We start from the raw sequence: 25,012 nt of genomic DNA on the forward strand, positions 1-25,012 counted from the left end.
ATACAATGTCTGTACTTGAAATCAAAAATCTTCATGTTTCTGTTGAAGATAAAGAAATCTTGAAGGGTCTTAATTTGACTCTTAAAACTGGTGAGATTGCTGCTATCATGGGTCCTAACGGAACTGGTAAATCTACCCTTTCAGCTGCTATCATGGGTAATCCAAACTATGAAATCACAGAAGGGGACATCCTTTTTGATGGTGAAAGTATCCTTGACTTGGAAGTTGACGAACGTGCACGCCTAGGTCTTTTCCTTGCTATGCAATACCCAGCTGAAATCCCAGGAATCACAAATGCTGAGTTCATCCGTGCGGCTATGAACGCTGGTAAAGAAGATGACGAAAAGATTTCTGTTCTTGATTTCATCACTAAATTGGATGAAAAGATGGAATTGCTTGGTATGCGTGAAGAAATGGCTGAGCGTTACCTTAACGAAGGTTTCTCAGGTGGTGAGAAAAAACGTAACGAAATTCTTCAATTGCTCATGCTGGAACCTAAGTTTGCTCTTCTCGATGAGATTGACTCAGGTCTTGATATCGATGCCCTTAAAGTGGTTTCAAAAGGGGTTAACGCTATGCGTGGCGAAGGCTTTGGTGCCATGATTATCACTCACTACCAACGTCTCTTGAACTACATCACTCCAGATGTCGTACACGTGATGATGGAAGGTAAAGTGGTTCTTTCAGGTGGTCCTGAATTGGCTGCTCGTCTTGAGCAAGAAGGTTATGCGAAAATCGCTGAAGAGCTCGGTTACGAGTACCACGAAGAAGCGTAAGTCTGTTACTCGAAATAACTAGAAAAGGAGTAACCTATGTCAAAAGAATCTATTATCGCTTTTTCACAAGCAAAAGCAGAGCCACTTTGGTTGCAAGACCTTCGTCAAGCAGCCTTTGATAAGCTTGAAAGCTTGGCTCTTCCAAAAATTGAGCGTGTTAAATTCCACCGTTGGAATCTCGGTGATGGAACGATTACTGAAAATGAACCATCAGCAAATGTACCTGATTTTACAGCGCTTGGAAACAACCCTAAATTGGTCCAAGTAGGAACAAATACTGTACTTGAACAATTGCCAGCTGACTTGATTAGTCAAGGTGTGGTCTTCACAGACCTGACGACTGCTCTTGAGGAAATCCCAGAAGTCGTTGAAGCCTTCTTTGGTAAGGCTGTAGCCTATGATGAGGACAAATTGGCAGCTTATAACTATGCCTATTTCAATAGTGCAGCGGTCCTTTACGTACCAGATAATGTTGAAATTGACTTGCCAGTTGAAAGCTATTTTTACCAAGATGGAACTTCAAATGTTCCATTTAACAAACACGTTTTGATCGTGGCTGGTAAAAACAGTAAATTGACTTACCTTGAGCGCTTTGAAACGCTAGGTGAAGCGACTGAAAAAGCTAGTGCCAACATTTCAGTTGAAGTCATTGCTCAAGATGGTGCACAAGTTAAGTTTGCTGCTATTGACCGTTTGGGCGAAAACGTTACAACTTATATTAGTCGTCGTGGTCGTATCGGTCGTGATGCCAGCATTGACTGGGCTCTTGGTATCATGAACGAGGGCAATGTTATTGCTGACTTTGATAGTGACTTGATTGGTAATGGAAGCCATGCCAACCTTAAAGTTATTGGTCTTTCATCAGGGCGTCAGGTTCAAGGAATTGATACTCGTGTAACTAACTATGGTAACAACTCTGTGGGACATATCCTACAACATGGTGTTATTTTGGAACGTGGTACCTTGACTTTCAATGGTATTGGTCACATTGTCAAAGGTGCTAAGGGTGCTGATGCACAACAAGAAAGCCGTGTTCTAATGCTTTCTGACAAGGCACGTTCAGATGCGAACCCAATCCTCTTGATTGACGAAAACGAAGTTACGGCAGGGCATGCTGCTTCAATCGGTCAGGTGGATCCAGAGGATATGTATTACCTCATGAGTCGTGGACTTGATCAAGACATTGCAGAACGTTTGGTTATTCGCGGTTTCTTGGGAGCGGTTATTACCGAAATTCCAGTTAAAGAAGTACGCGATGAAATGATTTCTGTAACTGATACAAAACTAAACAAACGTTAGGAACTATCGACGCAGATAGTCTAACCTATAATATATCTAGATAGGGAGATATGATGTCAGCTTTAGATGCCTATAAGATTCGACAAGATTTTGCCATTTTAGATCAGGTAGTTAATGATGAACCTTTGGTATACTTGGATAATGCGGCAACGACCCAGAAGCCTCAAGTCGTTTTGGACGCTCTCATGGCTTACTATCATGAGGACAATGCCAATGTTCACCGTGGCGTGCATACCTTGGCAGAGCGTGCAACAGCTGCTTACGAAGCTAGTCGTGAAAAGCTTCGTCAGTTTATCAATGCTAAATCAACCAAAGAGGTCCTTTTTACCCGTGGAACGACGACAGGTCTTAACTGGGTTGGTCGTTTTGCAGAGCAGGTTCTTGAGCCAGGAGATGAGGTGGTTATTTCAATTATGGAACACCACTCCAATATCATTCCTTGGCAGGAAGCTTGTAAGAAGACGGGGGCTAAACTTGTTTACGCCTACTTGAAAGATGGCCAATTGGATATGGAAGATTTGGTCAACAAGATTACTGAAAAGACAAAATTTGTCAGTCTAGCTCAGGTTTCTAACGTTTTAGGCTGCATCAATCCTGTCAAAGAGATTGCCAAGCTCGCCCACCAAGTTGGTGCCTATATGGTGGTGGACGGTGCCCAATCGGCGCCCCACATGGCCATTGATGTTCAGGATTTGGATTGTGATTTCTTCACCCTTTCTGGACATAAGATGTTAGGTCCAACAGGGATTGGGGTTCTTTACGGCAAGGAAGAGATTCTTAACCAGATGAATCCTATTGAATTTGGTGGTGAAATGATTGATTTCGTTTACGAACAGGAAGCCACTTGGAAGGAATTGCCTTGGAAATTCGAGGCTGGGACACCTAACATTGCGGGGGCGATTGCTCTTGGTGCTGCTGTCGACTACCTCTCTGCTTTAGGTATGGAAAATGTTCATGCTTACGAGCAGGAGTTAGTAGACTATGTTTTGCCTAAACTTCATGAGATTGAGGGATTGACAGTCTACGGTCCAGATAATCCTAGCCAGCACGCAGGTGTTATTGCCTTTAACATTGATGGGCTTCATCCTCATGATGTGGCGACTGCCCTTGACTATGAAGGAGTAGCAGTGCGTGCAGGTCACCACTGTGCTCAGCCTTTAATCAATCATTTAGGTATCTCATCAGCTGCCCGAGCAAGCTTCTATATTTACAATACTAAAGAGGATTGTGACAAGCTTGTAGAGGCAATTCTTGCGACGAAGGAGTTTTTCAATGGCACTCTCTAGACTAGATAGTTTATATATGGCTGTTGTGGCCGATCACTCTAAGAGCCCTCACCATCATGGTGTTCTACCTGATGTGGAGCAACTTCAACTGAATAATCCGACTTGTGGAGATGTTATCAATCTGTCAGTAAAATTTGATGGTGACGTGATTGAAGACATTGCCTTTGCTGGAGATGGTTGTACCATTTCTACAGCGTCATCAAGTATGATGACGGATGCGGTTATTGGTAAAACTAAGGCAGAGGCTTTGGAACTAGCGGAGATTTTCTCTCTTATGATTCAAGGAGATCATAAAGATGAAGATAAGCTAGGTGAGGCTAAGCTCTTGGCGGGGGTTTCTAAATTTCCACAACGTATCAAATGTGCAACACTCTCTTGGAATGCCCTTAAAAAAGCGATAGAGAGAAGTGAGCTTTAGGAAGTCAAGGAGCAGTCAGTCTCCTTGCCCAAGCAAAAAGGAAAACGAATAAAACCTTTAATAAAGGAAAATACTATGACTGAAACAAATGAAAAAGTAGAACCAAAACCCATTGATTTGGGAGAATATAAATACGGTTTCCATGATGATGTGACACCAGTCTTTTCAACCGGAAAAGGAATCAGTGAAGACGTTGTCCGTGCCATGTCTGCTGAAAAGGGGGAACCTGAGTGGATGCTTGAATTCCGCTTAAAATCATTGGAAACCTTTAACAAAATGGCCATGCAAGAGTGGGGTCCAGACCTTTCTGGTATTAACTTTGATGACCTGACTTATTTCCAAAAGGCATCAGACAAACCTGCTCGTGACTGGGAAGATGTTCCTGAGAAAATCAAGGAAACTTTTGAACGTATTGGTATCCCAGAAGCAGAGCGTGCTTATCTTGCTGGAGCCTCAGCTCAGTATGAATCAGAAGTGGTTTACCACAATATGAAAGAAGAGTACGACAAGTTGGGGATTATCTTTACAGATACGGATTCAGCTCTTAAAGAGTATCCAGAACTCCTCAAGAAGTACTTCTCAAAACTGGTTCCGCCAACAGATAATAAATTTGCAGCCCTTAACTCAGCCTTCTGGTCAGGTGGTACCTTTATCTATGTACCTAAAGGTGTTAAGGTGGATATTCCGCTTCAAACCTACTTCCGTATCAATAACGAAGCAACTGCTCAGTTTGAACGTACTCTTATCATCGTTGATGAAGGTGCCAGCGTTCACTATGTTGAAGGATGTACAGCGCCAACTTACACAACTGCCAGTCTTCATGCGGCTATCGTTGAAATCTTTGCACTTGATGGTGCCTACATGCGCTACTCAACTATCCAAAACTGGTCAGATAGCGTCTACAACTTGGTAACTAAACGTGCTACGGCTAAGAAAAATGCGACTGTTGAGTGGATTGATGGTAACCTTGGAGCCGAAGTAACTATGAAGTATCCATCTGTTTACCTTGATGGAGAAGGTGCGCGTGGTACCATGCTTTCAATCGCTTTCGCCAATGCGGGTCAACACCAAGATACAGGGGCTAAGATGATTCACAATGCACCGCATACATCATCATCTATTGTCTCTAAATCAATCGCCCGTAATGGTGGTAAGGTTGACTACCGTGGACAAGTCACTTTCAACAAGGATTCTAAGAAATCGGTATCTCACATCGAATGTGACACCATCTTGATGGATGATTTGTCTAAATCAGATACTATCCCATTCAACGAAATCCATAACTCACAAGTTGCTCTTGAACACGAAGCTAAGGTTTCTAAGATTTCTGAAGAGCAACTCTACTACCTCATGAGCCGTGGACTTTCAGAACAAGAAGCAACAGAGATGATTGTCATGGGATTTGTGGAACCATTTACCAAAGAACTTCCAATGGAATATGCTGTTGAGCTTAACCGCTTGATTAGTTATGAAATGGAAGGATCAGTTGGGTAAAAACTCTGATAATCTAAAGGGACCAGACGGTCCTTTTTGTTTTGCTTGAAAAATCAAGAAATGAGCTCTAGATTAATGTTAGGAATGGAGTAATTGTAATAATCAGAAAGCGTTTACAACTGCTATTTAAAAAGATATAATAGATTTGAATAGCAAGTAATGGAGGGGACTAATATGGGAGTATATAACAGTGACTGGCTACTCAATCAGATTCGTGGGACAGCTAATGTGGTCAGTAAGGCTTTTAAATTTGAGACTCTAGATATTGATTTAGGTCAGGTGGAGGACGAGCAAGGTCACACTATTGATGGAAATGACTACATTGACGACTTGTTAATCCATGAACAGTATGATCAGGCAACTACCTTCATTCATAGTCAACTCAAGCGTTTGACGACTAATGACTATAATCTCCTTGTCAGCGTCTATATTGAGTATTTGGAGAATTTGCCACCTGTAATAAGACAGAAACACCATTTTGACGAGAGGAAAATAGCAAGTTTGAGGGAAAAGCTGTCCGAATTTTCATGGTAATTTGCTAGAGAGAGTGGGAGAGGAAACGCCAAGCGTTTACGACTTTTCCACCCTCTTTTTTGTGTTATAATAGAGTCACTATGGATAAATTAATAAAAACAATTTCAGAATCAGGTTCTTTCCGTGCTTACGTTCTTGATAGCACTGAAACAGTTAGAACCGCACAAGAAAAACACAATACATTATCATCATCAACAGTTGCTTTGGGGCGTACCCTTATTGCCAATCAAATCTTGGCTGCTAACCAAAAAGGTGAGAGCAAAATTACGGTTAAAGTTATCGGGAACAGCTCTTTTGGGCATATCATCTCTGTAGCTGATACCAAAGGACATGTTAAGGGCTACATCCAAAATCCAGGTGTGGACATCAAGAAAACAGCAACTGGTGAAGTCTTGGTGGGTCCTTTCATGGGACAAGGGCAGTTTGTTTCTATCATCGATTATGGAACTGGTAATCCCTACACGTCATCAACACCACTTATTTCTGGTGAAATCGGTGAAGACTTTGCCTACTATTTGACAGAATCTGAGCAAACGCCATCTGCTGTAGGTCTTAATGTACTTCTTGACGAAGAGGACAAGGTCAAGGTTGCTGGTGGCTTCATGCTTCAGGTCTTGCCAGGAGCTAGCGAGGAAGAAATCGCTCGTTACGAAAAACGCATCCAAGAGATGCCAGCCATTTCAACGCTTTTGGCGTCTGATGACCATATCGAAGCTCTCTTGAATGCCATTTATGGGGATGAACCTTTCAAACGTTTGTCTGAAGAGGAGCTTAGCTTTGAGTGTGATTGCTCACGTGAACGTTTTGAAAATGCCCTCTTGACACTTGGTAAGGATGAACTTCAAGCCATGAAAGACGAGGACCATGGTGCTGAAATCGTCTGTCAATTCTGCCAAACCAAGTATGAATTTTCAGAAGCTGACTTGGAGGAACTCATCAATGACTAAACTTAATTCGTCCTTCATGATTGGAAACGTAGAGATTCCTCATCGTACAGTATTAGCTCCGATGGCAGGTGTGACCAACTCGGCCTTCCGTACCATTGCCAAGGAATTTGGTGCTGGTCTTGTGGTTATGGAGATGATCTCTGAAAAAGGGCTCCTCTACAATAATGAGAAGACCCTCCACATGCTTCATATTGATGAGAATGAGCATCCAATGTCTATCCAGCTTTTCGGTGGTGATGCTGAGGGCTTGAAGCGTGCGGCTGACTTTATCCAGACCAATACCAAGGCTGATATCGTTGATATCAACATGGGTTGTCCGGTCAATAAGGTAGTCAAAAATGAAGCTGGTGCCAAGTGGCTCAAGGATCCAGACAAGATTTACCACATTGTCAAGGAAGTAACGTCAGTACTTGATATTCCTTTGACTGTTAAGATGCGTACGGGTTGGTCAAATAGTGATTTGGCTGTGGAAAACGCTCTTGCAGCTGAGTCTGCAGGTGTTTCTGCCCTTGCTATGCACGGCCGTACTCGTGAGCAAATGTACACAGGTCACTGTGATCACGAGACTTTGGCCCGTGTTGCTAAGGCTATCACTAAGATTCCGTTTATCGGAAATGGCGATGTTCGTAGCGTTCAAGACGCTAAACTTATGATTGAAGAACTTGGTGTAGACGCCGTTATGGTGGGTCGTGCAGCTATGAACAATCCTTACATTTTCACGCAAATCAACCACTTCTTCGAAACAGGAGAGGAGTTGCCAGAACTTCCATTTGATAAGAAATTGGACATCGCCGAAGATCATCTCAAACGTTTGGTAGACCTTAAAGGTGAAAAGATTGCTGTCCGTGAATTCCGTGGTTTGGCACCACACTATCTTCGTGGCACAGCAGGAGCAGCTAAGGTTCGTGGCGAAGTCTCACGTGCCGAGTCTGTTGCTCAGGTTGAAGAAATCTTTGCGACTTTGCGATAACTCTATATCTGATAAAAACTTAACCAGCTTGGTTAGGTTTTTATTTTACTCTTATTCTTCCTTGATAGTGATGATAGCCCATCACCAATCTTTTTCTTTGTCCTCCCTTGCAAAATCTCTATGTTTTCGATATAATTAACTGGTTAAGTAAATGGAGAAAGCAATGCTAGAACTAGAAGAACAAGTCAATCAATTGATTAATCAAATCGTGCTCAAGGCTGAAAATCAGCATGAGCTCCTTATTGGTCAGTGCCGTAGTCAAGTCAAATTGACTAATACTCAGGAACATATTCTCATGCTTTTGGCTGAGGGTCGCAAGACCAATTCGGAGTTGGCAAAGACCTTAAATGTCAGTCAGGCTGCTGTTACCAAGGCTGTTAAAACCTTGGTCAAAGAGGGTATGTTGGAGGCTAAGAAAGACAAGGATGATGGGCGCGTGACCTACTTTGTCTTGACACAGGAGGCTCAACCCATAGCTCAGGAGCATGAGGAACACCACCAAGAGACCTTGGGGGTTTATCGGTCTGTATTGGATCAGTTTGATAATCAAGAGCGTCAGGTTATTGGACGTTTCTTGACAGAATTAGCAGAAAAAATTGAGGAATAAGATGCGCTATATTACAGTTGAAGGACTGAGCTTCCAGTATGATGCGGAGCCCGTTCTGGACAATATTCACTATCATTTGGATTCTGGGGAGTTTGTAACCCTGACTGGGGAAAATGGAGCTGCCAAGTCAACGCTTATCAAGGCTACCCTCGGAATTCTCAAGCCTAAGAAGGGAACTGTAACCATCTCTGAAACCAATAAAGATGGTAAAAAGCTTCGTATGGCCTATCTTCCCCAGCAAATTGCCAGCTTTAATGCAGGTTTTCCGAGCACGGTCTACGAGTTTGTGAAGTCTGGCCGTTATCCTCGTCAGGGGTGGTTTCGTCGTTTGACGAAGCACGACTTGGAACACGTTCAACGTGCCCTTGAGTCTGTAGGTATGTGGGAAAATCGTCACAAGCAAATTGGGCGTCTCTCAGGTGGCCAGAAGCAACGTGCTGTTATTGCTCGTATTTTTGCCTCAGATCCAGATATTTTTGTCTTGGATGAGCCAACGACGGGTATGGATGCAGGGACAGCTAATACTTTCTATGAACTCATGCACCACTCGGCTCACAAGCATGGCAAGTCGGTCTTGATGATTACCCACGACCCAGAGGAAGTCAAAGAGTACACAGACCGTAATATTCATCTGGTTCGTAATCAGAAATTGCCTTGGCGTTGTTTCAATGTTCATGAAAAGGATGGAGAGGAGCACAGACATGATTAGTGAATTATTAGCCTATGATTTTATGCAACGTGCTATTCTCGCCGTGATTGCTATCAGCATCTTTTCGCCGATTTTAGGGCTCTTCTTAATTCTTCGTCGTCAGAGTCTGATGAGTGATACCTTGAGTCACGTGTCCCTAGCTGGGGTGGCTGTTGGGATTTTCTTGGGACAATCAACCACTTGGATGACCCTTGTGGTTGTGGTTATTGCCGCTTTGGTTTTGGAATATCTCAGGGTCAGTTACAAGCATTATATGGAGATTTCAACGGCTATCCTCATGTCAATGGGATTGGCAGTGGCTCTTATTCTTAGTAACAAGGCAGGTAGCAGTAGCATGAGTCTAGATAGCTATCTTTTCGGTTCTATCATCACGATTAGCCCAGAGCAGGTGCGTGCTCTCTTTGTTATTGCGGCTATTGTACTGGTCTTGACCTTACTCTTTATTCGTCCTATGTATCTTTTAACCTTTGACGAGGACACCGCTCATGTGGATGGCTTGCCAGTTCGTCTCATGTCTCTCCTCTTCAATATTGTGACAGGGATAGCAATTGCCCTGATGATTCCAGCAGCAGGATCACTTTTGGTTTCCACCATCATGATTCTTCCAGCAGCTATTGGTATGAAAATAGGTCAAACCTTTAAATCTGTCATTTTCTGGGCTATTGGTATTGGTTTGGTTGGCATGCTCTCTGGTATTTTTATTTCCTATTATTGGGAAACACCAGCTAGTGCCACTATTACCCTTATCTTTATCGCCTTCTTTGGTCTGGTATCAATCTTTGAACCTCTCTTAAAAGCAGAATAGATAATAGAAGAAAAGGGCTTGAGAAATCAAGCTCTTTTTGTGATATACTAAAGTGGTTTTTGAGAGAAGTTAAAATAAGAATGGTAGCTTTCTAGGCAGAAATGATGATTATATTTCTCTGGTATCCACTATCATTTGTAATAGTAACAAAAAAGGAGAAAACATGGAAATCTTTCTAACGAGTATATCGGGAATCCTAGTCATTTTGGGTATGATTTTAGTGGGATTCGTAATGGGTGAAAAAGGCTGGTTTGACGACAAGTCACGGGGTCTTATAGCTAAGCTAGTCACTCAAATTGCCCTTCCTTGTTATATGCTTTATACCATCACACACCGTTTCACAGCGGCCGACCTCCTAAAAATGTTACCGGAATTGCGTTTTCCTACACTTTCTATGGTGATTTTACTCGGTATTGCGACAGCGGTGGCTAGAATTTTTGCAGTGAAAAAGGAGCGTCGTGGGCTCTTTATTTCCATGTTTTTTAATTCGAATACCATTTTTGTGGGGCTCCCTATCAATCAAGCCCTCTTCGGCGATGCTAGTATCCCCTATGTTCTTATCTATTATATGTGCAATACGACCTTTTTCTGGACCTTGGGGACCTACCTCATCCAACGTGATGGGGAAGGAGAGGCTGAATTTGATTTAAGAACAAGTCTGAAAAAAATCTTTTCCCCCCCTCTAATGGGCTTCATGTTAGGCCTTCTTATTGTTATCCTCCATATTAAATTACCAAGCTTTTTAGCCAGTGACTTGCAGTATTTAGGTAGTTTGACGACTCCTTTATCTATGATTTTCATCGGTTTGTCAGTATCCAATGCAGGTGTCAAGCAGTTGGTTCTTAAAAAGGACCAGTTACTGATTTTGCTGGGACGCTTTGTGGTTGCTCCTCTCTTAATGGCTACCATCGTATATTGGGCGCCCCTCCCAACTTTGATGAAGCAAGTTTTTATCATCCAGTCGGCTATGCCTGTCATGACCAATGCTCCAGTCGTTGCTAAACTATATGGGGCTGATAGTGATTACGCTGCTGTCATGGTTACTGAGACTACCCTTGCTACCATGATTGTAATTCCAATTTTGATGGTCCTTATGGCTTAAAAATAATCAAGTAACCCCGGTTTTTCTGGGGTTTTTTAAATTTGTAAAAAAATTCAAAAAAAGTTTACGAAAACGCTTTACAAATCGTAAAAAGATGCTATAATAATTACATAAGTTATGCAAACGTTTGCATCAAACGTAGGAGGAAATGAAATGAATAAGCTAAAAGAAAAATTTGGCTTTGAGTTCTGGCAAAAATTCGGTAAAGCCCTCATGGTTGTTATCGCGGTTATGCCAGCAGCAGGTCTCATGATTTCTCTCGGTAAAACAGTTGCCATGATTAATCCAAACATGGCACCACTTGTTATTACTGGTGGATTTCTTGAGCAGATTGGTTGGGGGGTTATCGGTAACCTTCACATCTTGTTCGCCCTTGCCATTGGTGGTAGCTGGGCTAAGGAACGTGCAGGCGGTGCCTTTGCGGCAGGTCTTGCCTTTATCTTGATTAACCGTTTGACTGGTTCAATCTTTGGTGTTACTTCAGATATTCTTGCTGATAAGGCTGCTACAGTCCATACCATTTTTGGTCAATCAATCAAGGTATCTGATTACTTTATCAGCGTTATGGAAGCTCCTGCCCTTAACATGGGTGTGTTCGTAGGTATCATCTCTGGTTTCATCGGAGCTACTGCCTTCAACAAATACTATAACTTCCGTAAATTGCCAGAAGCTTTGTCATTCTTCAATGGTAAACGTTTCGTACCATTCGTAGTTATTCTTCGTTCAGCTATCGCAGCTATCGTTCTTGCTATCGTATGGCCAGTTATCCAATCAGGAATCAACGGCTTTGGTATGTGGATTGCCAACTCAAAAGAAACTGCTCCAATCTTGGCACCATTCTTGTTCGGTACTTTGGAACGTCTTCTCTTGCCATTTGGTCTCCACCACATGTTGACTATCCCAATTAACTATACTCAATTGGGTGGTACTTACCACGTATTGACTGGTGCTGCTAAAGGTACTGAAGTATTGGGTCAAGACCCACTCTGGCTTGCTTGGGTTACTGACCTTGCAAACCTTAAAGGTGCACACCCAGAACAATACAAACACCTTCTTGAATCCGTTACACCAGCTCGCTTTAAAGTTGGTCAAATGATTGGTTCATTTGGTATCTTGATGGGTATGGTGGTAGCTATCTACCGTAACGTTGATGATGATAAGAAACATCAGTACAAAGGTATGTTGACTGCGACTGCGCTTGCAACATTCTTGACAGGGGTAACAGAACCTATCGAGTACATGTTCATGTTCGTAGCTACTCCGCTTTACATCATTTATGCTTTGGTGCAAGGATGTGCCTTTGCCATGGCTGATATCGTTCACCTTCGTGTTCACTCATTCGGTTCTATCGAATTCTTGACACGTACACCACTCGCTATTAACGCTGGTTTGGCGATGGATATCGTTAACTTCATTTGGGTAACTGTACTCTTTGGTGTTATCATGTTCTTCATCGCAAACTTCATGATTAAGAAATTTGATTACGCTACACCAGGACGTAACGGTAACTATGAACAAAATGATGATGCTCCTGCAGAATCTGCTGGATCAGCAGGTGCTGGAACAAGCTCAGCAAGTTCACAAGTTATCAACATTATCAACCTTCTTGGTGGGCGTGCTAACATCGTGGACGTTGACGCATGTATGACACGTCTCCGTGTTACTGTCAAAGACGCTGAAAAAGTCGGAACTGAAGCTCAATGGAAAGCCGAAGGGGCTATGGGTCTTGTCATGAAAGGTCAAGGTATCCAAGCTATCTACGGTCCTAAAGCTGACGTATTGAAATCTGATATCCAAGATGTACTTGATTCAGGTGAAGTTATTCCTGAAACACTTCCAAGTCAAATGACTGCTGTTCGAAAAGCAGAAGCTAAATTCAAAGGTGTGACTGAAGATGTTCACTCAGTTGCAGATGGTCAAGTTATCAACATCGAAGATGTTAAAGACCCAGTATTCTCACAAAAAATGATGGGTGACGGTTTCGCTGTAGAACCAGAAAACGGTAAAATCGTTTCACCAGTAGCTGGTAAAGTAACAAGTATCTTCCCAACTAAACACGCTCTTGGTTTGGTAACTGACAATGGTCTTGAAGTTTTGGTTCACATCGGACTTGACACTGTCAGTCTTGAAGGTAAACCATTCGACGTTAAAGTTACTGAAGGTCAAACAGTTGCTGCAGGTGACCTCTTGGTTGAAGCAAACCTTGATGCTATCCGTGAAGCAGGTCGTGAAACATCTACAGTTGTTGTCTTTACAAATGCAGATGCAATCAAATCAGTTAAAGTAGAACATACAGGTAAATTGGCTGCTAACGCTCCAGTTGCAAAAGTAGAACTTTAATTTGCTAAATGATAAACAAGCAGACAGCCCTTGGGCTGTTTTGTTTGTAAATGACCCTATGTCATTTCTAGATGCAAGTCAGAAGAGGGATAAACTTATGAAATTTCTAACTTTAAATACGCACAGTTGGATGGAAGAAGATGCTGAAGGAAAATTCCAAACCTTAAAGGAACAGATCCTAAAGGCTAAGTATGATATTATTTGCTTCCAGGAAGTTAACCAAGAAATAGAGACTTCTGTTGTGGACACGGATGCTTACTATCATGCGCTTCCATCCGCAACACCAATCCACCAAGATCACTTTGTCCGTCTTCTTGTGGAAAAGTTAGCTGAAGAAGGGCTTCAATACCATTGGACTTGGGCCTATAATCACATTGGTTATGATCACCTTAATGAGGGGGTTGCCGTCTTGTCACGTCAACCATTGACAGCGAGTGAAATCTTGGTTTCAGATGTTGATGATCCAACTGACTACCATACACGCCGTGTAGCAGTTGCTGAAACTACTGTAGATGGCCGAGAACTTGCTGTTGCTAGTGTTCACCTTTCATGGTGGGACAAAGGTTTCCAAGAAGAGTGGGCACGTATTGAAGAACGTTTCAAAGCTATTGGGAAACCGCTCATTCTAGCAGGTGACTTTAACAACCCAGCAGGTCGCGAAGGGCATAAAGCCATTTTGGCTAGCTCGCTCAATCTTCAAGATAGTTTTGAAGTAGCTAAAGAAACAACTGGTAGCTATACAGTTGGACCAGGTATCGATGGCTGGAAGGGCAATGAAGAGCCTTTACGTATCGATTATGTTTTTGCAAGCCAAGATTGGACAGTAGAGCGCCTTAGTGTGATTTTTGATGGCAATAACCAACCGTTGGTAAGTGACCACTACGGTCTTGAAGCAGAATTAACATTTAAGTAGAAACTGTATCCTATTATGATCTAATAAGGGTAAAAAACATTGTCAAAAGACAAATAAAAGAGTAAACTAGAAGCTATAATTGAATTTTTATAAGGAGAGACTAATGGCTCATATTACATTTGATTATTCAAAAGTTTTGGATAAATTTGTAGCACCACACGAAGTGGACAACCTTCAAGCACAAGTAACAGTAGCAGACGAAATGATTCGCAAAGGAACAGGCCCAGGGGCAGACTTCCTTGGATGGCGTGACCTTCCAGAGAACTACGATCGTGAAGAGTTTGATCGTATCTTGAAAGCTGCTGAAAAAATTAAAGAAGAAAGCGATGTTTTGGTTGTTATCGGTATCGGTGGTTCTTACCTTGGTGCCAAAGCAGCCATTGACTTCTTGAACCATCACTTTGCTAACCTTCAAACAAAAGAAGAACGTAAAGCTCCACAAATCGTTTATGCTGGTAACTCAATTTCATCAACTTACCTTGCTGACTTGCTTGAGTATGTTGAAGGTAAAGATTTCTCAGTTAACGTTATCTCTAAATCAGGAACAACAACTGAACCAGCTATCGCTTTCCGTGTCTTCAAGGAACTCCTTGTTAAGAAATACGGTCAAGAAGAAGCAAACAAACGTATCTACGCAACAACTGACCGCCAAAAAGGTGCAGTTAAAGTTGAAGCAGATGCTAACGGTTGGGAAACTTTCGTTGTTCCAGATGACATCGGCGGACGTTTCTCAGTATTGACAGCTGTAGGTCTCTTGCCAATCGCAGCTTCAGGTGCTGATATCAAAGCCCTTATGGAAGGTGCTAACGCTGCACGTAAAGAGTACTCTTCATCTAAAATCTCTGAAAACGAAGCTTACCAATACGCTGCACTTCGTAACATCCTTTACCGTAAAGGTTATACAACTGAAATCTTGGCTAACTATGAACCATCACTTCAATACTTCTCAGAATGGTGGAAACAATTGGCTGGTGAATCTGAAGGTAAAGACCAAAGAGGTATCTACCCAACATCAGCAAACTTCTCAACAGACTTGCACTCTCTTGGACAATTTATCCAAGAAGGTACACGTAACCTCTTTGAGACAGTTGTTCGTGTGGAAAAACCACGTAAGAACGTGATTATCCCTGAATTGGAAGAAGATCTTGATGGACTTGGTTACCTCCAAGGTAAAGATGTTGACTTTGTTAACAAAAAAGCAACAGACGGTGTTCTTCTTGCACACACAGATGGTGATGTGCCAAACATGTTCATCACTCTTCCTGAACAAGATGCCTTTACATTGGGTTACATCATCTACTTCTTTGAAATTGCTATCGCCCTTTCAGGTTACTTGAATGCTATCAACCCATTCGATCAACCAGGTGTAGAAGCATACAAGAAAAACATGTTCGCCCTTCTTGGTAAACCAGGATTTGAAGAACTTGGAGCAGAACTTAACGCTCGCTTGTAATTCTCAGATAAGATCAGCTTTGGCTGGTCTTTTTTTTTATCCATTTGTAAGCTAAAACTTTCCATTGATTATTTCTTGTAGGTTAATTTACGAATTTTTATTTTAAACGTTTTGGACTGGCTAGTTGGGCTTTGTGGCTCTTTAATTTAGAAATGATTGCTGTTATAATTAGTTCAAGCATAGGAGGATGGATCATGATTGGACCTGTGGAAATGGGTGCTTTGTTGAAAAAAATTCGTTTATCAAAGAATTTGACATTGAAAGAACTTGCTAGTGATTATTTATCAGTATCTTTCCTATCAAAATTTGAACGTGGAGAATCTGATATCTCATTATCTAGATTTTTTCTTTTGTTAGATAAATTGGATGTCAGTATTGAAGAGTTCTATGGTATTTTATCTCAAGATAATCCAACTCATACTGAAAAGTTATTAGAAAGTGCTAGTAAGGCTTATTATCAAAACGATATTTTATTGTTACAGAAGTACGCTGGAGAAGAGCGTCATAAATTTGAGCTCACACAAGACAAATCATTTCTCTATAACAGTATTATGCTAGAATCTTTTTTGGTAAGTGTTTCAAATAAAGAAGTTGATGAAAATAAGGTAAGGGAATTAACAGACTATCTTTTCAGCATTGAACAATGGGGAAAAAGAGAGTTAATCATATTAGGAAATAGTATGTCGTTTATTTCCACCCAGACACTTAATGTTTTGACCAAGGAGATCGTGTATAGAACTAGCCTTTTTGGAAAGAGCGACTCAAATCAAAGAATTCGACTTAGTCTTCTTATTAATGCAGCTTATGAGTTTTTACGGCGTGATGAACTAGATTCTGCGAAATACTACTTAGATTTAGTCAATGATAGTGGAATTCCTGAGGTCCTCTTATATGAAAGACATGAGTTGATATTTGTAATGGGAACCTACTTGATAAAGTCAGGTGAAGTTACTGAAGGGAGAAATCTAATTGAGGGGTGTTTAGAAACTCTTAGGACTTTAGGTGCGGAAAATTTATTGCTTACTAAGGAATCAGAGTATCAAGAGCTGCTAAATTCCACTATATGACAATTTTATAGAGTGAATTAAAAAATAGAATAAACTAAGACCATAGTACGATATCACTATGGTTTTTAATTTTCAATGGATATATGGAGTTCCCATGTCTTCAATTTATCCAACTGACTAAATACCAAGGTGATTTAGATTGTGAGGAAATCTATGAGAACCTATATTCTTAAATACAAATATGAAAATTTAGTTCATATCTTACTGTTAGCCTTGAATGCTGCTATTTTCGTGAGTGCTTCGGTAACCTTGGCTTTAATGACTAATCAGCTAGTATCGAAGCGAATCCAATCCTTTTTAGCTTTATTAGGTTTAGAGGTAGGGCTTTACGTTATTTATTTAGTTTTGAATTATATTATTGCTGTAAATCAAACAAAACTAATCCAGAAAATGACTTTGTCTATTCGTCAGTCTTATCTTAGTAAAATTATTCACCATTCTTTTAGTGAATTCAGAAAGAGTGATATTGGAGAGCATCTCTCAGTATTAAATAATGATATCCAATTGATTGAATCAAATGGCTTTACAAGTATTTATACCCTTTGTTCAACAGTATTCACTACTTTGTTTTCAATTATTGCCTTATTAAGTTATGATGTAAGGATTGTTCTGTTAGCCATTTTTTTAACTTTGTGTCTGACCTATCTTCCCAAACCATTTACCAATAAAATGCAGAAATCAATGGAGAAATTTTCCCAAGCGAATGAGGAGCTTGTTTCTGGAATAAGCGATCAGTTATATGGATATGCAGATATTTATTACGCCAGTCGTAAACAGATATTTCTTAGACAAGTGAGGTCCATTGTTGAGGAATATATTGTACAAAAAATTATTTTTACAAAAAGAAATACTAGCACTGAGACGCTGATGGCTTTATTTTCAGTTGCCGCTCAGATGTTGATACTTCTTCTAACTGGCTTGTTAATTATTTTTGGGAATATTGCCGTAGGTACCATTGCTTCTGTGGGTCAGATATCAGGTAATATTTTTAACTCTCTATCCACCATTAATCAGCTGCAAGTGACAATTAAGTCTGTCGATCCTATCTTAAAAAAATTTCACGATTTTCCAGAGGATCCAAAGACTTGCATAGCGACTATTCAGGATGTTCGTTTTGAGAATGTAAGTTATCATTTTGGAGAGAAGGGTATTATTGAGGGATTCACCCAAACCTTTAAAAAAGGAGGAAAGTACGCTATTACTGGATGCTCAGGTAGTGGGAAGTCCACCCTGCTTAATATGCTCCTAGGAAATCTTAAAGATTATGAGGGAAAAATCTTGTTTGAGAAATTGGAGTTAAAAGAGATTGATGAGAACTCAATCGTATCTAACTGTGCCTATGTTGGGAGTCAAACTCATATCTATAATGATACCTTGAGGAACAACCTAACTCTTTGGAATGAAGCCGTTACTGATACGCACATCAAGGAAGTTCTTGAAAGGGTTAATCTTTTATCTTTCTTAAGCCGTATAGATGAGCAAGTAAGTGACGGTAGCTTTTCGGAGGGTCAAAAACAAAGAATAGGCCTGATAAGAGCGTTTTTAAAAGGAAGTTCTGTTGTGATTTTTGATGAAGCCACTGCAAATCTTGACCATAAAAATGCTACTCGTATTGAGCACCTATTATTAAGTGATCCTAATATCACTTATATCACGGTTACCCACCATCTAATAAAGGAAAATGAACCATATTTTGATGAGATTATTCGTTTGGGAGAGGGCACTGAGTAAATGTTTTATATGATAAATGCCTAGTATTTATTTCAATTTTACTAACGGCAGTCAAAGTGCTATAATGTAAGGGATTGTGAATTTAGCGTGTTTTGCTATTTTCAAAAAAGAAAAAAACAAATCAGAGATGTCAGAACATCTCTTAGAAGAGGTGAATCCCATGGGACGTAAATGGGCTAATATCGTTGCTAAGAAAACTGCTAAAGATGGTGCAAACTCTAAGGTGTACGCTAAGTTTGGTGTTGAAATCTATGTAGCTGCTAAACAAGGTGAACCAGATCCAGAATCAAACTCAGCTTTGAAATTTGTTTTGGAGCGTGCTAAACAAGCGCAAGTGCCAAAACACGTTATTGATAAGGCCATTGATAAGGCTAAAGGTAACACAGATGAAACTTTCGTTGAAGGACGTTATGAAGGGTTTGGGCCAAATGGTTCTATGATCATCGTAGATACTTTGACTTCAAACGTTAACCGTACAGCTGCTAACGTACGTACTGCCTTTGGTAAAAATGGCGGTAACATGGGTGCATCAGGTTCTGTTTCATACATGTTTGATAAAAAAGGTGTTATCGTTTTTGCAGGTGAAGATGCAGACGCAATCTTTGAACAATTGCTTGAAGCTGATGTAGAAGTTGAAGATGTAGAAGCAGAAGATGGTACTATCACTGTTTATACTGAGCCAACAGATCTTCATAAAGCGTTGGAAGCTCTCCGTGCTAACGGACAAGAAGAGTTCCAAGTGACTGAACTTGAAATGATTCCACAAACTGAGGTTACTCTTGAAGGTGAAGACCTTGAAGTTTTCGAAGGACTTATTGATGCGCTTGAAGCAGACGATGATGTTCAAAAGGTTTACCACAACGTAGCAGATATGTAATCTCATTCAACACTTTCCTCACGATGGAAAGTGTTTTTGTGTGGTCTGTCTAAGGATTTGTCTTGCTTGTCCTGACTTAATCTGATATAGTAGTAGCCAAGTGAATTATTGGAGGAATACGAAATATGAATATGATGCTAGTTTTGGCCATTTATGTGGTCGCTATTGTTGCTTATGTGGCTTTCAGCCGTCGTCGCCAAGCAAAGGCACAGGAAGACCGTTTTGCAGGCCTTGCTAAGGGTGCTGAAGTTGAAACAATCGGTGGTTTGATTGCTATTGTTGATGAGATTGACAAAGAGAATAACCGTATCGTTTTGGATGCAGAAGGTGTCTTCTTGACTTTTGATTTGAGTCGTTCAATCATGAAAGTGATCACACCAGCACCAACTACAGAAACAGCAGAAACAACTAAAAAGACAATTATCGAAGAAGATTCAGCAATTGAGTCTTCTGATGAAAAGTAAGATGTGTATTTGAGACTAGGTTAAATCCTGGTCTTTTTGCGTTTTCTAATCTTATCGGTATTAAAAGCTGTTCAGAACCCCTGAAAATGTGGTAAAATAAAGGGTAAACTATATTTAGAGGATATTCCATGTTTAAATTTAGAAAAAAATCTCATCAAGAGGTTCTAGACAATATTCCCAACCATATTGGTATTATTATGGATGGAAATGGCCGTTGGGCTAAAAAGCGTCTACAACCACGTGTGATGGGGCATAAGGCTGGGATGGACGCCTTGCAAAAGGTAACTATCGAAGCATCACAACTTGGAGTTAAGGTATTGACAGTCTATGCCTTCTCAACTGAAAACTGGTCACGCCCACAAGATGAAGTGAAATTCATCATGAATTTGCCAGTTGAATTTTTTAACAAGTATGTACCAGAATTAGACAAAAACAATGTTCGTATTTTGACAATCGGAGATAACAGTCGTTTGCCTAAGGAGACTTTAGATGCTCTTGAAAAGGCAGTTGAGCAGACGAAACATAATTCCGGTTTGGTTCTTAATTTTGCACTGAACTATGGTGGTCGTGCGGAGATTGTGTCTGCTGTTCAAGCGATTGCTAGAGAGGTTGAAGCAGGAAAACTCAGTCCTGAAGCTATTGATGAAGATCTCATTGCTAAGCATTTGATGACAGATAAATTGCCTTACCTCTATCGTGATCCAGATTTAATTATCCGTACGAGTGGCGAGCTTCGTCTTAGTAATTTCTTACCTTGGCAGTCTGCCTATAGTGAGTTTTACTTCACAGATGTTTTCTGGCCAGACTTTGACCAGCAGGGGCTACGTCAAGCCATCTCTGACTACAATAAACGTCACCGTCGCTTCGGTGGTGTCTAGAAAGGACCTCTCATGCAAGAACGTTTAATTGGTGGGGGTGTGGCAGCAGCCATTTTCCTCCCATTGCTCTTTATCGGCGGTCTTCCTTTCCAACTTTTAGTTGGGGCTATGGCCATGGTTGCGGTGTCTGAGATGCTTCGCATGAAGCACTTGGAGATTTTCTCTATCGAGGGTATTTTATCAATGGTGGCAGCCTTTATCTTGGCTGTACCGATTGATCGGTATTTTATCAGTCTTCCAACAAATGCTAGTGTGACAGGTTTCGCTGTTATTTCATTTTTGATTCTAGCAGGGACTGTCCTTAATAGCGACCACTATTCTTTTGATGATGCAGCTTATCCAATCGCATCTGCCTTTTATGTTGGTTTTGGTTTACAAAATCTCATTGCAGCACGTTTGGATAGTTGGGAAAAGGTTCTCTTTGCCCTTTTTATTGTTTGGGCAACGGATATTGGGGCTTATCTTTTTGGTCGTCAATTTGGTCAAAATAAGTTATTGCCAAAAGTATCACCAAATAAGACTATTGAAGGTAGTGTTGGGGGTATCTTATCAGCAATCATTGTGGCTCTTATCTTTGGTTTGATTAACCACGGAGTTTATGCCCCTCATAACTTCTTCTGGTTGCTCATCTGTACGATTCTCTTTAGTATTTTTGGTCAATTTGGTGATTTGGTTGAATCAGCTATTAAACGTCACTTTGGCGTTAAAGACTCAGGCAATCTCATTCCTGGGCATGGTGGTATTTTGGACCGTTGTGACAGCTGGATCTTCGTTTTCCCAATCATGCACTTCCTAGGACTTTTTTAAGAGTGGGGGTGTCTAGATGAAAGCTATTATTACCTTTTTACTGATTTTCTGTGTGATTGTCGTTTTCCATGAGTTTGGTCATTTCTTTTTCGCCAAACGTTCAGGAATTTTGGTTCGTGAATTTGCCATTGGTATGGGACCGAAAATTTTTGCACACACTGGTAAGGATGGTACCGTTTATACTATCCGTATCCTCCCTTTGGGTGGTTATGTCCGTATGGCTGGTTGGGGTGAAGATACAACTGAGATTAAAACAGGTAGTCCTGCTAGTCTAACGATTGGATCAGATGGTAAGGTAAGACGTATCAACCTTTCGGATCGCCAGGTTGACCAGACGGCTTTACCTATGAACGTCACTGCCTATGATTTGGAAGATAAGTTAACCATTACAGGTCTAGTCCTAGATGAGAGCAAGACCTATGAGGTTGACCATGATGCCACTATCGTTGAGGAGGATGGTACAGAACTTCGTATCGCTCCTAAGGATGTCCAATATCAAAATGCTAGCATTTGGGGACGCTTAATTACCAACTTTGCTGGTCCTATGAATAACTTCATTCTTGGGGTGCTTGTCTTTATTATCTTAGCCTTTGTTCAAGGTGGTGTTCAAGACACATCAACCAACCGTATTCAGGTGGCTGATGGTGGTGCTGCTCAGGTAGCAGGCTTGAAAAATGGTGATGCCATCGAGGCCATCAATAAGGACAAGGTTACTGATTGGGACAGCTTGAAGGAAGCATTGACAGAGAATACTCAAAAATTCTCCAAAGGTGACAGCCTTTCTGTGACGGTTAAGAGAAGTAACGGTCAGGAAGAAACGGTCTCTGTTAAACCTAAGGAGAGTCAAGGTAGCTACTTTTTGGGTGTTTCTCCTGCCTTAAAAACAGGTCTAAAAGATAAGATTTTTGGTGGTTTCCAAATGGCTTGGGAAGGGGCCTTCAAAATTCTCGTGGCACTCAAGGGGCTTATCACCAACTTTAGTTTGAATAAACTTGGTGGACCGGTTGCCATGTTCCAGATGTCTGCCCAGGCTTCAGAAAGTGGCTTGATTTCCATTCTCAACCTTATGGGGATGCTCTCAATTAACTTGGGAATTTTCAATCTTATCCCAATTCCAGCCCTTGACGGTGGAAAAATTGTTATGAATATTATTGAAGCCATTCGTCGTAAACCACTTAATCAAGAAATTGAAAGCTATATTACACTTGCAGGTGTTGCTATCATGGTTGTTCTTATGATTGCAGTCACTTGGAATGATATTATGCGTGCTTTCTTTTAATTAGAAACAAAGAAACGAAAGGAAGTCTAAGGGACTTGACCCAAGGGCCAGCCTCCTTAGTATGTAAATGATGAAACAAAGTAAAATGTTGATTCCAACACTTCGTGAAATGCCAAGTGATGCTCAAGTTATCAGTCATGCCCTTATGGTACGTGCGGGTTACGTGCGTCAGGTCTCTGCTGGTATTTATGCTTATATGCCATTGGCAAATCGTGCTATCGAGAAATTCAAAACCATCATGCGTGAGGAGTTTGAAAAAATCGGTGCGGTTGAAATGTTGGCGCCAGCGCTTTTGACAGCAGATTTGTGGCGTGAGTCAGGCCGTTATGAAACTTACGGTGAAGACCTTTATAAACTAAAAAACCGTGATAAATCTGACTTTATCCTCGGTCCAACTCACGAAGAAACGTTTACAGCCTTGGTTCGTGATGCAGTTAAATCATACAAACAATTGCCACTTAATCTCTACCAAATCCAATCAAAATACCGTGATGAAAAACGTCCTCGTAACGGTCTTCTTCGTACACGTGAATTTATCATGAAGGATGCCTATAGTTTCCACCAAAACTATGAAGATTTGGATGTTACTTATGAAGATTACCGTAAAGCTTATGAGGCTATTTTTACACGTGCTGGCCTTGAGTTTAAGGGTATCATCGGTGATGGTGGTGCTATGGGTGGTAAGGATTCCCAAGAATTTATGGCTGTCACTCCTGAGCGTACAGACCTTAATCGTTGGGTAGTTCTTGATAAGTCAATTGCTTCATTGGATGAGATTCCAGAAGATGTCATGGAAGAAATCAAGAATGAATTGACATCATGGTTGGTATCTGGTGAAGATACAATTGCCTACTCTACAGAGTCAAGCTATGCAGCGAACCTTGAGATGGCAACAAATGCCTACACACCAGCGACTAAGGTTGTGACTCAAGAAGAAGTGACTCGAGTTGAAACGCCAGACTGCAAATCAATTGATGAAGTTGCTGCTTTCTTGAATGTTCCAGAAGAACAAACCATCAAGACTTTGCTTTTCATTGCTGATGATGAACCAGTAGTGGCTCTTCTCGTCGGTAATGATCAGGTTAATGATGTGAAGTTGAAAAACTACCTTGCTGCTGATTTCCTCGAACCAGCTACGGAAGATGAAGCACGTCAAGTCTTTGGTGCTAACTTCGGTTCCCTTGGTCCAGTTAACCTTCCTGAAAATGTTCGCATCGTTGCGGACCGTAAGGTTCAAGATGTGGCTAATGCGGTTGTTGGAGCTAACGAAGATGGTTACCACTTGACAGGGGTTAACCCAGAGCGTGACTTCAAGGCAGAATACGTTGATATTCGTGAAGTTAAAGAGGGTGAAATTTCTCCAGACGGTCAAGGTGTCCTTCAGTTTGCGCGTGGTATCGAGATTGGTCATATCTTTAAACTTGGGACACGTTACTCTGAAAGTATGGGTGCTAACGTTCTTGATGAAAATGGCCGTGCTGTTCCAATTATCATGGGATGTTACGGTATCGGCGTTAGCCGTATCTTGTCAGCTGTGATTGAACAACATGCACGTCTCTTTGTTAACAAGACACCAAAAGGTCAATACCGCTATGCATGGGGAATTAACTTCCCTAAAGAATTGGCTCCATATGATGTTCACTTGATCACAGTTAACACTAAGGATGAAGAAGCCAATGCTTTGACAGAACGTTTGGAAGCAACTCTTATGGCTGAAGGTTATGATGTCTTGACAGATGATCGTAATGAGCGTGTCGGTTCTAAATTCTCTGATAGTGACCTTATCGGACTTCCAATCCGTGTGACAGTTGGTAAAAAAGCCAGCGAAGGTGTTGTCGAAGTTAAAATCAAGGCAACTGGTGATACTATTGAAGTTAATGCCGATAACTTGATTGAAACACTTGCTATCTTAACAACAGAACAAGATGCTTAAGATTAAAAAATCTTTTCTTGCTGGAGCAGGAAGAGATTTTTCTTTTGCAGTGATAATGATAAATTGAGAGAAAAGATAGTAAATTCCAATTTGACAGAATTGTCTAAATAGTGTAAACTTAAAACTATCATAACTACGGAGGCATCACATGCTTAATAAAGCGACCCATTTGGGAAGTCTTAAAGCTTTTTATTACTTTAGTTTCTTTAGATAGGACGTTTGTGTTTCAGGATACAAGCGTCAGTCAGTTTGTATCTATGAAGCTAAAGCATTTTGTGATGGATTAGCCGATTAGATGAATAGGTCTAACCGGTGACATAAGC

At 41.0% G+C, this 25,012-nt stretch carries 23 protein-coding genes; all 23 read left to right on the forward strand.

Annotated features, from left to right (window positions below; all coding sequences use genetic code 11):
* Positions 1-5 precede the first annotated feature (5 nt).
* The 23 genes from sufC to BSR19_RS01155 all read left to right on the forward strand — a co-directional run bounded on the left by sufC (position 6) and on the right by BSR19_RS01155 (position 24,689).
* The gene (sufC, locus tag BSR19_RS01045; RefSeq protein ID WP_002883600.1) at positions 6-776 is read left to right on the forward strand and encodes a Fe-S cluster assembly ATPase SufC; all 771 of its coding nucleotides are present in this window, start codon (positions 6-8) and stop codon (positions 774-776) included.
* 36 nt (positions 777-812) lie between these two features.
* Positions 813-2,075 (forward strand): Fe-S cluster assembly protein SufD, encoded by a 1,263-nt coding sequence (gene sufD / locus BSR19_RS01050; protein ID WP_156246335.1) that lies wholly within the window; start codon positions 813-815, stop codon positions 2,073-2,075.
* 53 nt (positions 2,076-2,128) lie between these two features.
* Positions 2,129-3,361, forward strand: coding sequence for a cysteine desulfurase (locus BSR19_RS01055; RefSeq protein ID WP_156246336.1), 1,233 nt, complete (start codon positions 2,129-2,131; stop codon positions 3,359-3,361).
* Positions 3,348-3,779 carry a Fe-S cluster assembly sulfur transfer protein SufU gene (gene sufU / locus BSR19_RS01060; RefSeq protein ID WP_002883658.1) on the forward strand — a complete coding sequence of 144 codons (432 nt, stop codon included), beginning with the start codon at positions 3,348-3,350 and terminating at the stop codon, positions 3,777-3,779. The genes BSR19_RS01055 and sufU overlap by 14 nt, the downstream gene beginning before the upstream one ends.
* A gap of 75 nt (positions 3,780-3,854) precedes the next feature.
* The gene (sufB, locus tag BSR19_RS01065; protein ID WP_156246337.1) at positions 3,855-5,273 is read left to right on the forward strand and encodes a Fe-S cluster assembly protein SufB; all 1,419 of its coding nucleotides are present in this window, start codon (positions 3,855-3,857) and stop codon (positions 5,271-5,273) included.
* 174 nt (positions 5,274-5,447) lie between these two features.
* Positions 5,448-5,807, forward strand: coding sequence for a hypothetical protein (locus tag BSR19_RS01070; RefSeq protein WP_156246338.1), 360 nt, complete (start codon positions 5,448-5,450; stop codon positions 5,805-5,807).
* Between the two features lie 80 nt (positions 5,808-5,887).
* On the forward strand, positions 5,888-6,754 hold the full coding sequence (gene hslO / locus BSR19_RS01075) for an Hsp33 family molecular chaperone HslO (protein WP_048790378.1): 867 nt from the start codon (positions 5,888-5,890) through the stop codon (positions 6,752-6,754).
* The gene (gene dusB, locus BSR19_RS01080) at positions 6,747-7,724 is read left to right on the forward strand and encodes a tRNA dihydrouridine synthase DusB (RefSeq protein WP_070576221.1); all 978 of its coding nucleotides are present in this window, start codon (positions 6,747-6,749) and stop codon (positions 7,722-7,724) included. The genes hslO and dusB overlap by 8 nt, the downstream gene beginning before the upstream one ends.
* Before the next feature lie 163 nt (positions 7,725-7,887).
* Positions 7,888-8,331: a zinc-dependent MarR family transcriptional regulator gene (locus tag BSR19_RS01085; RefSeq protein WP_107372488.1), complete on the forward strand. Its 444-nt coding sequence runs from the start codon at positions 7,888-7,890 to the stop codon at positions 8,329-8,331.
* Between the two features lies 1 nt (position 8,332).
* Positions 8,333-9,040 carry a metal ABC transporter ATP-binding protein gene (locus tag BSR19_RS01090; RefSeq protein WP_037597367.1) on the forward strand — a complete coding sequence of 236 codons (708 nt, stop codon included), beginning with the start codon at positions 8,333-8,335 and terminating at the stop codon, positions 9,038-9,040.
* Positions 9,033-9,845, forward strand: a complete 813-nt coding sequence (locus BSR19_RS01095; protein WP_045001971.1) for a metal ABC transporter permease — start codon at positions 9,033-9,035, stop codon at positions 9,843-9,845. Before BSR19_RS01090 ends, BSR19_RS01095 begins: the two co-directional genes overlap by 8 nt.
* Before the next feature lie 163 nt (positions 9,846-10,008).
* Positions 10,009-10,947: an AEC family transporter gene (locus BSR19_RS01100; protein WP_156246339.1), complete on the forward strand. Its 939-nt coding sequence runs from the start codon at positions 10,009-10,011 to the stop codon at positions 10,945-10,947.
* A 153-nt stretch (positions 10,948-11,100) separates the two neighbouring features.
* Positions 11,101-13,287 carry a PTS transporter subunit IIBC gene (locus BSR19_RS01105; RefSeq protein WP_118185080.1) on the forward strand — a complete coding sequence of 729 codons (2,187 nt, stop codon included), beginning with the start codon at positions 11,101-11,103 and terminating at the stop codon, positions 13,285-13,287.
* A 97-nt stretch (positions 13,288-13,384) separates the two neighbouring features.
* Entirely contained in the window at positions 13,385-14,200 is an 816-nt protein-coding gene (locus BSR19_RS01110; protein WP_156246340.1) for an endonuclease/exonuclease/phosphatase family protein, read from the forward strand.
* Positions 14,201-14,303: 103 nt separating this feature from the next.
* Positions 14,304-15,653 carry a glucose-6-phosphate isomerase gene (locus tag BSR19_RS01115; protein WP_139724661.1) on the forward strand — a complete coding sequence of 450 codons (1,350 nt, stop codon included), beginning with the start codon at positions 14,304-14,306 and terminating at the stop codon, positions 15,651-15,653.
* Between the two features lie 194 nt (positions 15,654-15,847).
* On the forward strand, positions 15,848-16,720 hold the full coding sequence (locus tag BSR19_RS01120) for a helix-turn-helix domain-containing protein (protein ID WP_156246341.1): 873 nt from the start codon (positions 15,848-15,850) through the stop codon (positions 16,718-16,720).
* 153 nt (positions 16,721-16,873) lie between these two features.
* Positions 16,874-18,451, forward strand: a complete 1,578-nt coding sequence (locus BSR19_RS01125; RefSeq protein WP_156246342.1) for an ATP-binding cassette domain-containing protein — start codon at positions 16,874-16,876, stop codon at positions 18,449-18,451.
* 160 nt (positions 18,452-18,611) lie between these two features.
* A complete protein-coding gene (locus BSR19_RS01130; RefSeq protein ID WP_002883635.1) occupies positions 18,612-19,328 on the forward strand; it encodes a YebC/PmpR family DNA-binding transcriptional regulator in 717 nt (238 codons plus the stop codon).
* Between the two features lie 125 nt (positions 19,329-19,453).
* Entirely contained in the window at positions 19,454-19,792 is a 339-nt protein-coding gene (locus BSR19_RS01135; protein WP_013989990.1) for a preprotein translocase subunit YajC, read from the forward strand.
* Between the two features lie 128 nt (positions 19,793-19,920).
* Positions 19,921-20,670 carry an isoprenyl transferase gene (locus tag BSR19_RS01140; protein WP_156246343.1) on the forward strand — a complete coding sequence of 250 codons (750 nt, stop codon included), beginning with the start codon at positions 19,921-19,923 and terminating at the stop codon, positions 20,668-20,670.
* A gap of 12 nt (positions 20,671-20,682) precedes the next feature.
* A complete protein-coding gene (locus BSR19_RS01145; protein ID WP_037598929.1) occupies positions 20,683-21,477 on the forward strand; it encodes a phosphatidate cytidylyltransferase in 795 nt (264 codons plus the stop codon).
* A 16-nt stretch (positions 21,478-21,493) separates the two neighbouring features.
* Complete coding sequence (rseP, locus tag BSR19_RS01150) at positions 21,494-22,756, forward strand: RIP metalloprotease RseP (protein WP_049553845.1); 1,263 nt, start codon at positions 21,494-21,496, stop codon at positions 22,754-22,756.
* Between the two features lie 70 nt (positions 22,757-22,826).
* On the forward strand, positions 22,827-24,689 hold the full coding sequence (locus BSR19_RS01155; RefSeq protein WP_156247075.1) for a proline--tRNA ligase: 1,863 nt from the start codon (positions 22,827-22,829) through the stop codon (positions 24,687-24,689).
* The last annotated feature ends 323 nt before the right edge of the window (positions 24,690-25,012 follow it).

The sequence above is a fragment of the Streptococcus salivarius genome (genome assembly GCF_009738225.1).
Lineage (GTDB): Bacteria > Bacillota > Bacilli > Lactobacillales > Streptococcaceae > Streptococcus.

Excerpts from the sequence above, each read along its gene's own strand:
- BSR19_RS01085 (WP_107372488.1), top strand. The coding sequence starts at position 7,888 with ATGCTAGAACTAGAAGAACAAGTCAATCAATTGATTAATCAAATCGTG.
- sufU (WP_002883658.1), top strand. The coding sequence starts at position 3,348 with ATGGCACTCTCTAGACTAGATAGTTTATATATGGCTGTTGTGGCCGAT.
- sufB (WP_156246337.1), top strand. The coding sequence starts at position 3,855 with ATGACTGAAACAAATGAAAAAGTAGAACCAAAACCCATTGATTTGGGA.
- sufC (WP_002883600.1), top strand. The coding sequence starts at position 6 with ATGTCTGTACTTGAAATCAAAAATCTTCATGTTTCTGTTGAAGATAAA.
- BSR19_RS01055 (WP_156246336.1), top strand. The coding sequence starts at position 2,129 with ATGTCAGCTTTAGATGCCTATAAGATTCGACAAGATTTTGCCATTTTA.
- BSR19_RS01115 (WP_139724661.1), top strand. The coding sequence starts at position 14,304 with ATGGCTCATATTACATTTGATTATTCAAAAGTTTTGGATAAATTTGTA.
- BSR19_RS01125 (WP_156246342.1), top strand. The coding sequence starts at position 16,874 with ATGAGAACCTATATTCTTAAATACAAATATGAAAATTTAGTTCATATC.
- BSR19_RS01070 (WP_156246338.1), top strand. The coding sequence starts at position 5,448 with ATGGGAGTATATAACAGTGACTGGCTACTCAATCAGATTCGTGGGACA.
- sufD (WP_156246335.1), top strand. The coding sequence starts at position 813 with ATGTCAAAAGAATCTATTATCGCTTTTTCACAAGCAAAAGCAGAGCCA.
- BSR19_RS01135 (WP_013989990.1), top strand. The coding sequence starts at position 19,454 with ATGAATATGATGCTAGTTTTGGCCATTTATGTGGTCGCTATTGTTGCT.
- BSR19_RS01110 (WP_156246340.1), top strand. The coding sequence starts at position 13,385 with ATGAAATTTCTAACTTTAAATACGCACAGTTGGATGGAAGAAGATGCT.
- BSR19_RS01095 (WP_045001971.1), top strand. The coding sequence starts at position 9,033 with ATGATTAGTGAATTATTAGCCTATGATTTTATGCAACGTGCTATTCTC.
- BSR19_RS01145 (WP_037598929.1), top strand. The coding sequence starts at position 20,683 with ATGCAAGAACGTTTAATTGGTGGGGGTGTGGCAGCAGCCATTTTCCTC.
- BSR19_RS01140 (WP_156246343.1), top strand. The coding sequence starts at position 19,921 with ATGTTTAAATTTAGAAAAAAATCTCATCAAGAGGTTCTAGACAATATT.
- BSR19_RS01130 (WP_002883635.1), top strand. The coding sequence starts at position 18,612 with ATGGGACGTAAATGGGCTAATATCGTTGCTAAGAAAACTGCTAAAGAT.
- rseP (WP_049553845.1), top strand. The coding sequence starts at position 21,494 with ATGAAAGCTATTATTACCTTTTTACTGATTTTCTGTGTGATTGTCGTT.
- BSR19_RS01155 (WP_156247075.1), top strand. The coding sequence starts at position 22,827 with ATGAAACAAAGTAAAATGTTGATTCCAACACTTCGTGAAATGCCAAGT.
- dusB (WP_070576221.1), top strand. The coding sequence starts at position 6,747 with ATGACTAAACTTAATTCGTCCTTCATGATTGGAAACGTAGAGATTCCT.
- BSR19_RS01090 (WP_037597367.1), top strand. The coding sequence starts at position 8,333 with ATGCGCTATATTACAGTTGAAGGACTGAGCTTCCAGTATGATGCGGAG.
- BSR19_RS01100 (WP_156246339.1), top strand. The coding sequence starts at position 10,009 with ATGGAAATCTTTCTAACGAGTATATCGGGAATCCTAGTCATTTTGGGT.
- BSR19_RS01105 (WP_118185080.1), top strand. The coding sequence starts at position 11,101 with ATGAATAAGCTAAAAGAAAAATTTGGCTTTGAGTTCTGGCAAAAATTC.
- BSR19_RS01120 (WP_156246341.1), top strand. The coding sequence starts at position 15,848 with ATGATTGGACCTGTGGAAATGGGTGCTTTGTTGAAAAAAATTCGTTTA.
- hslO (WP_048790378.1), top strand. The coding sequence starts at position 5,888 with ATGGATAAATTAATAAAAACAATTTCAGAATCAGGTTCTTTCCGTGCT.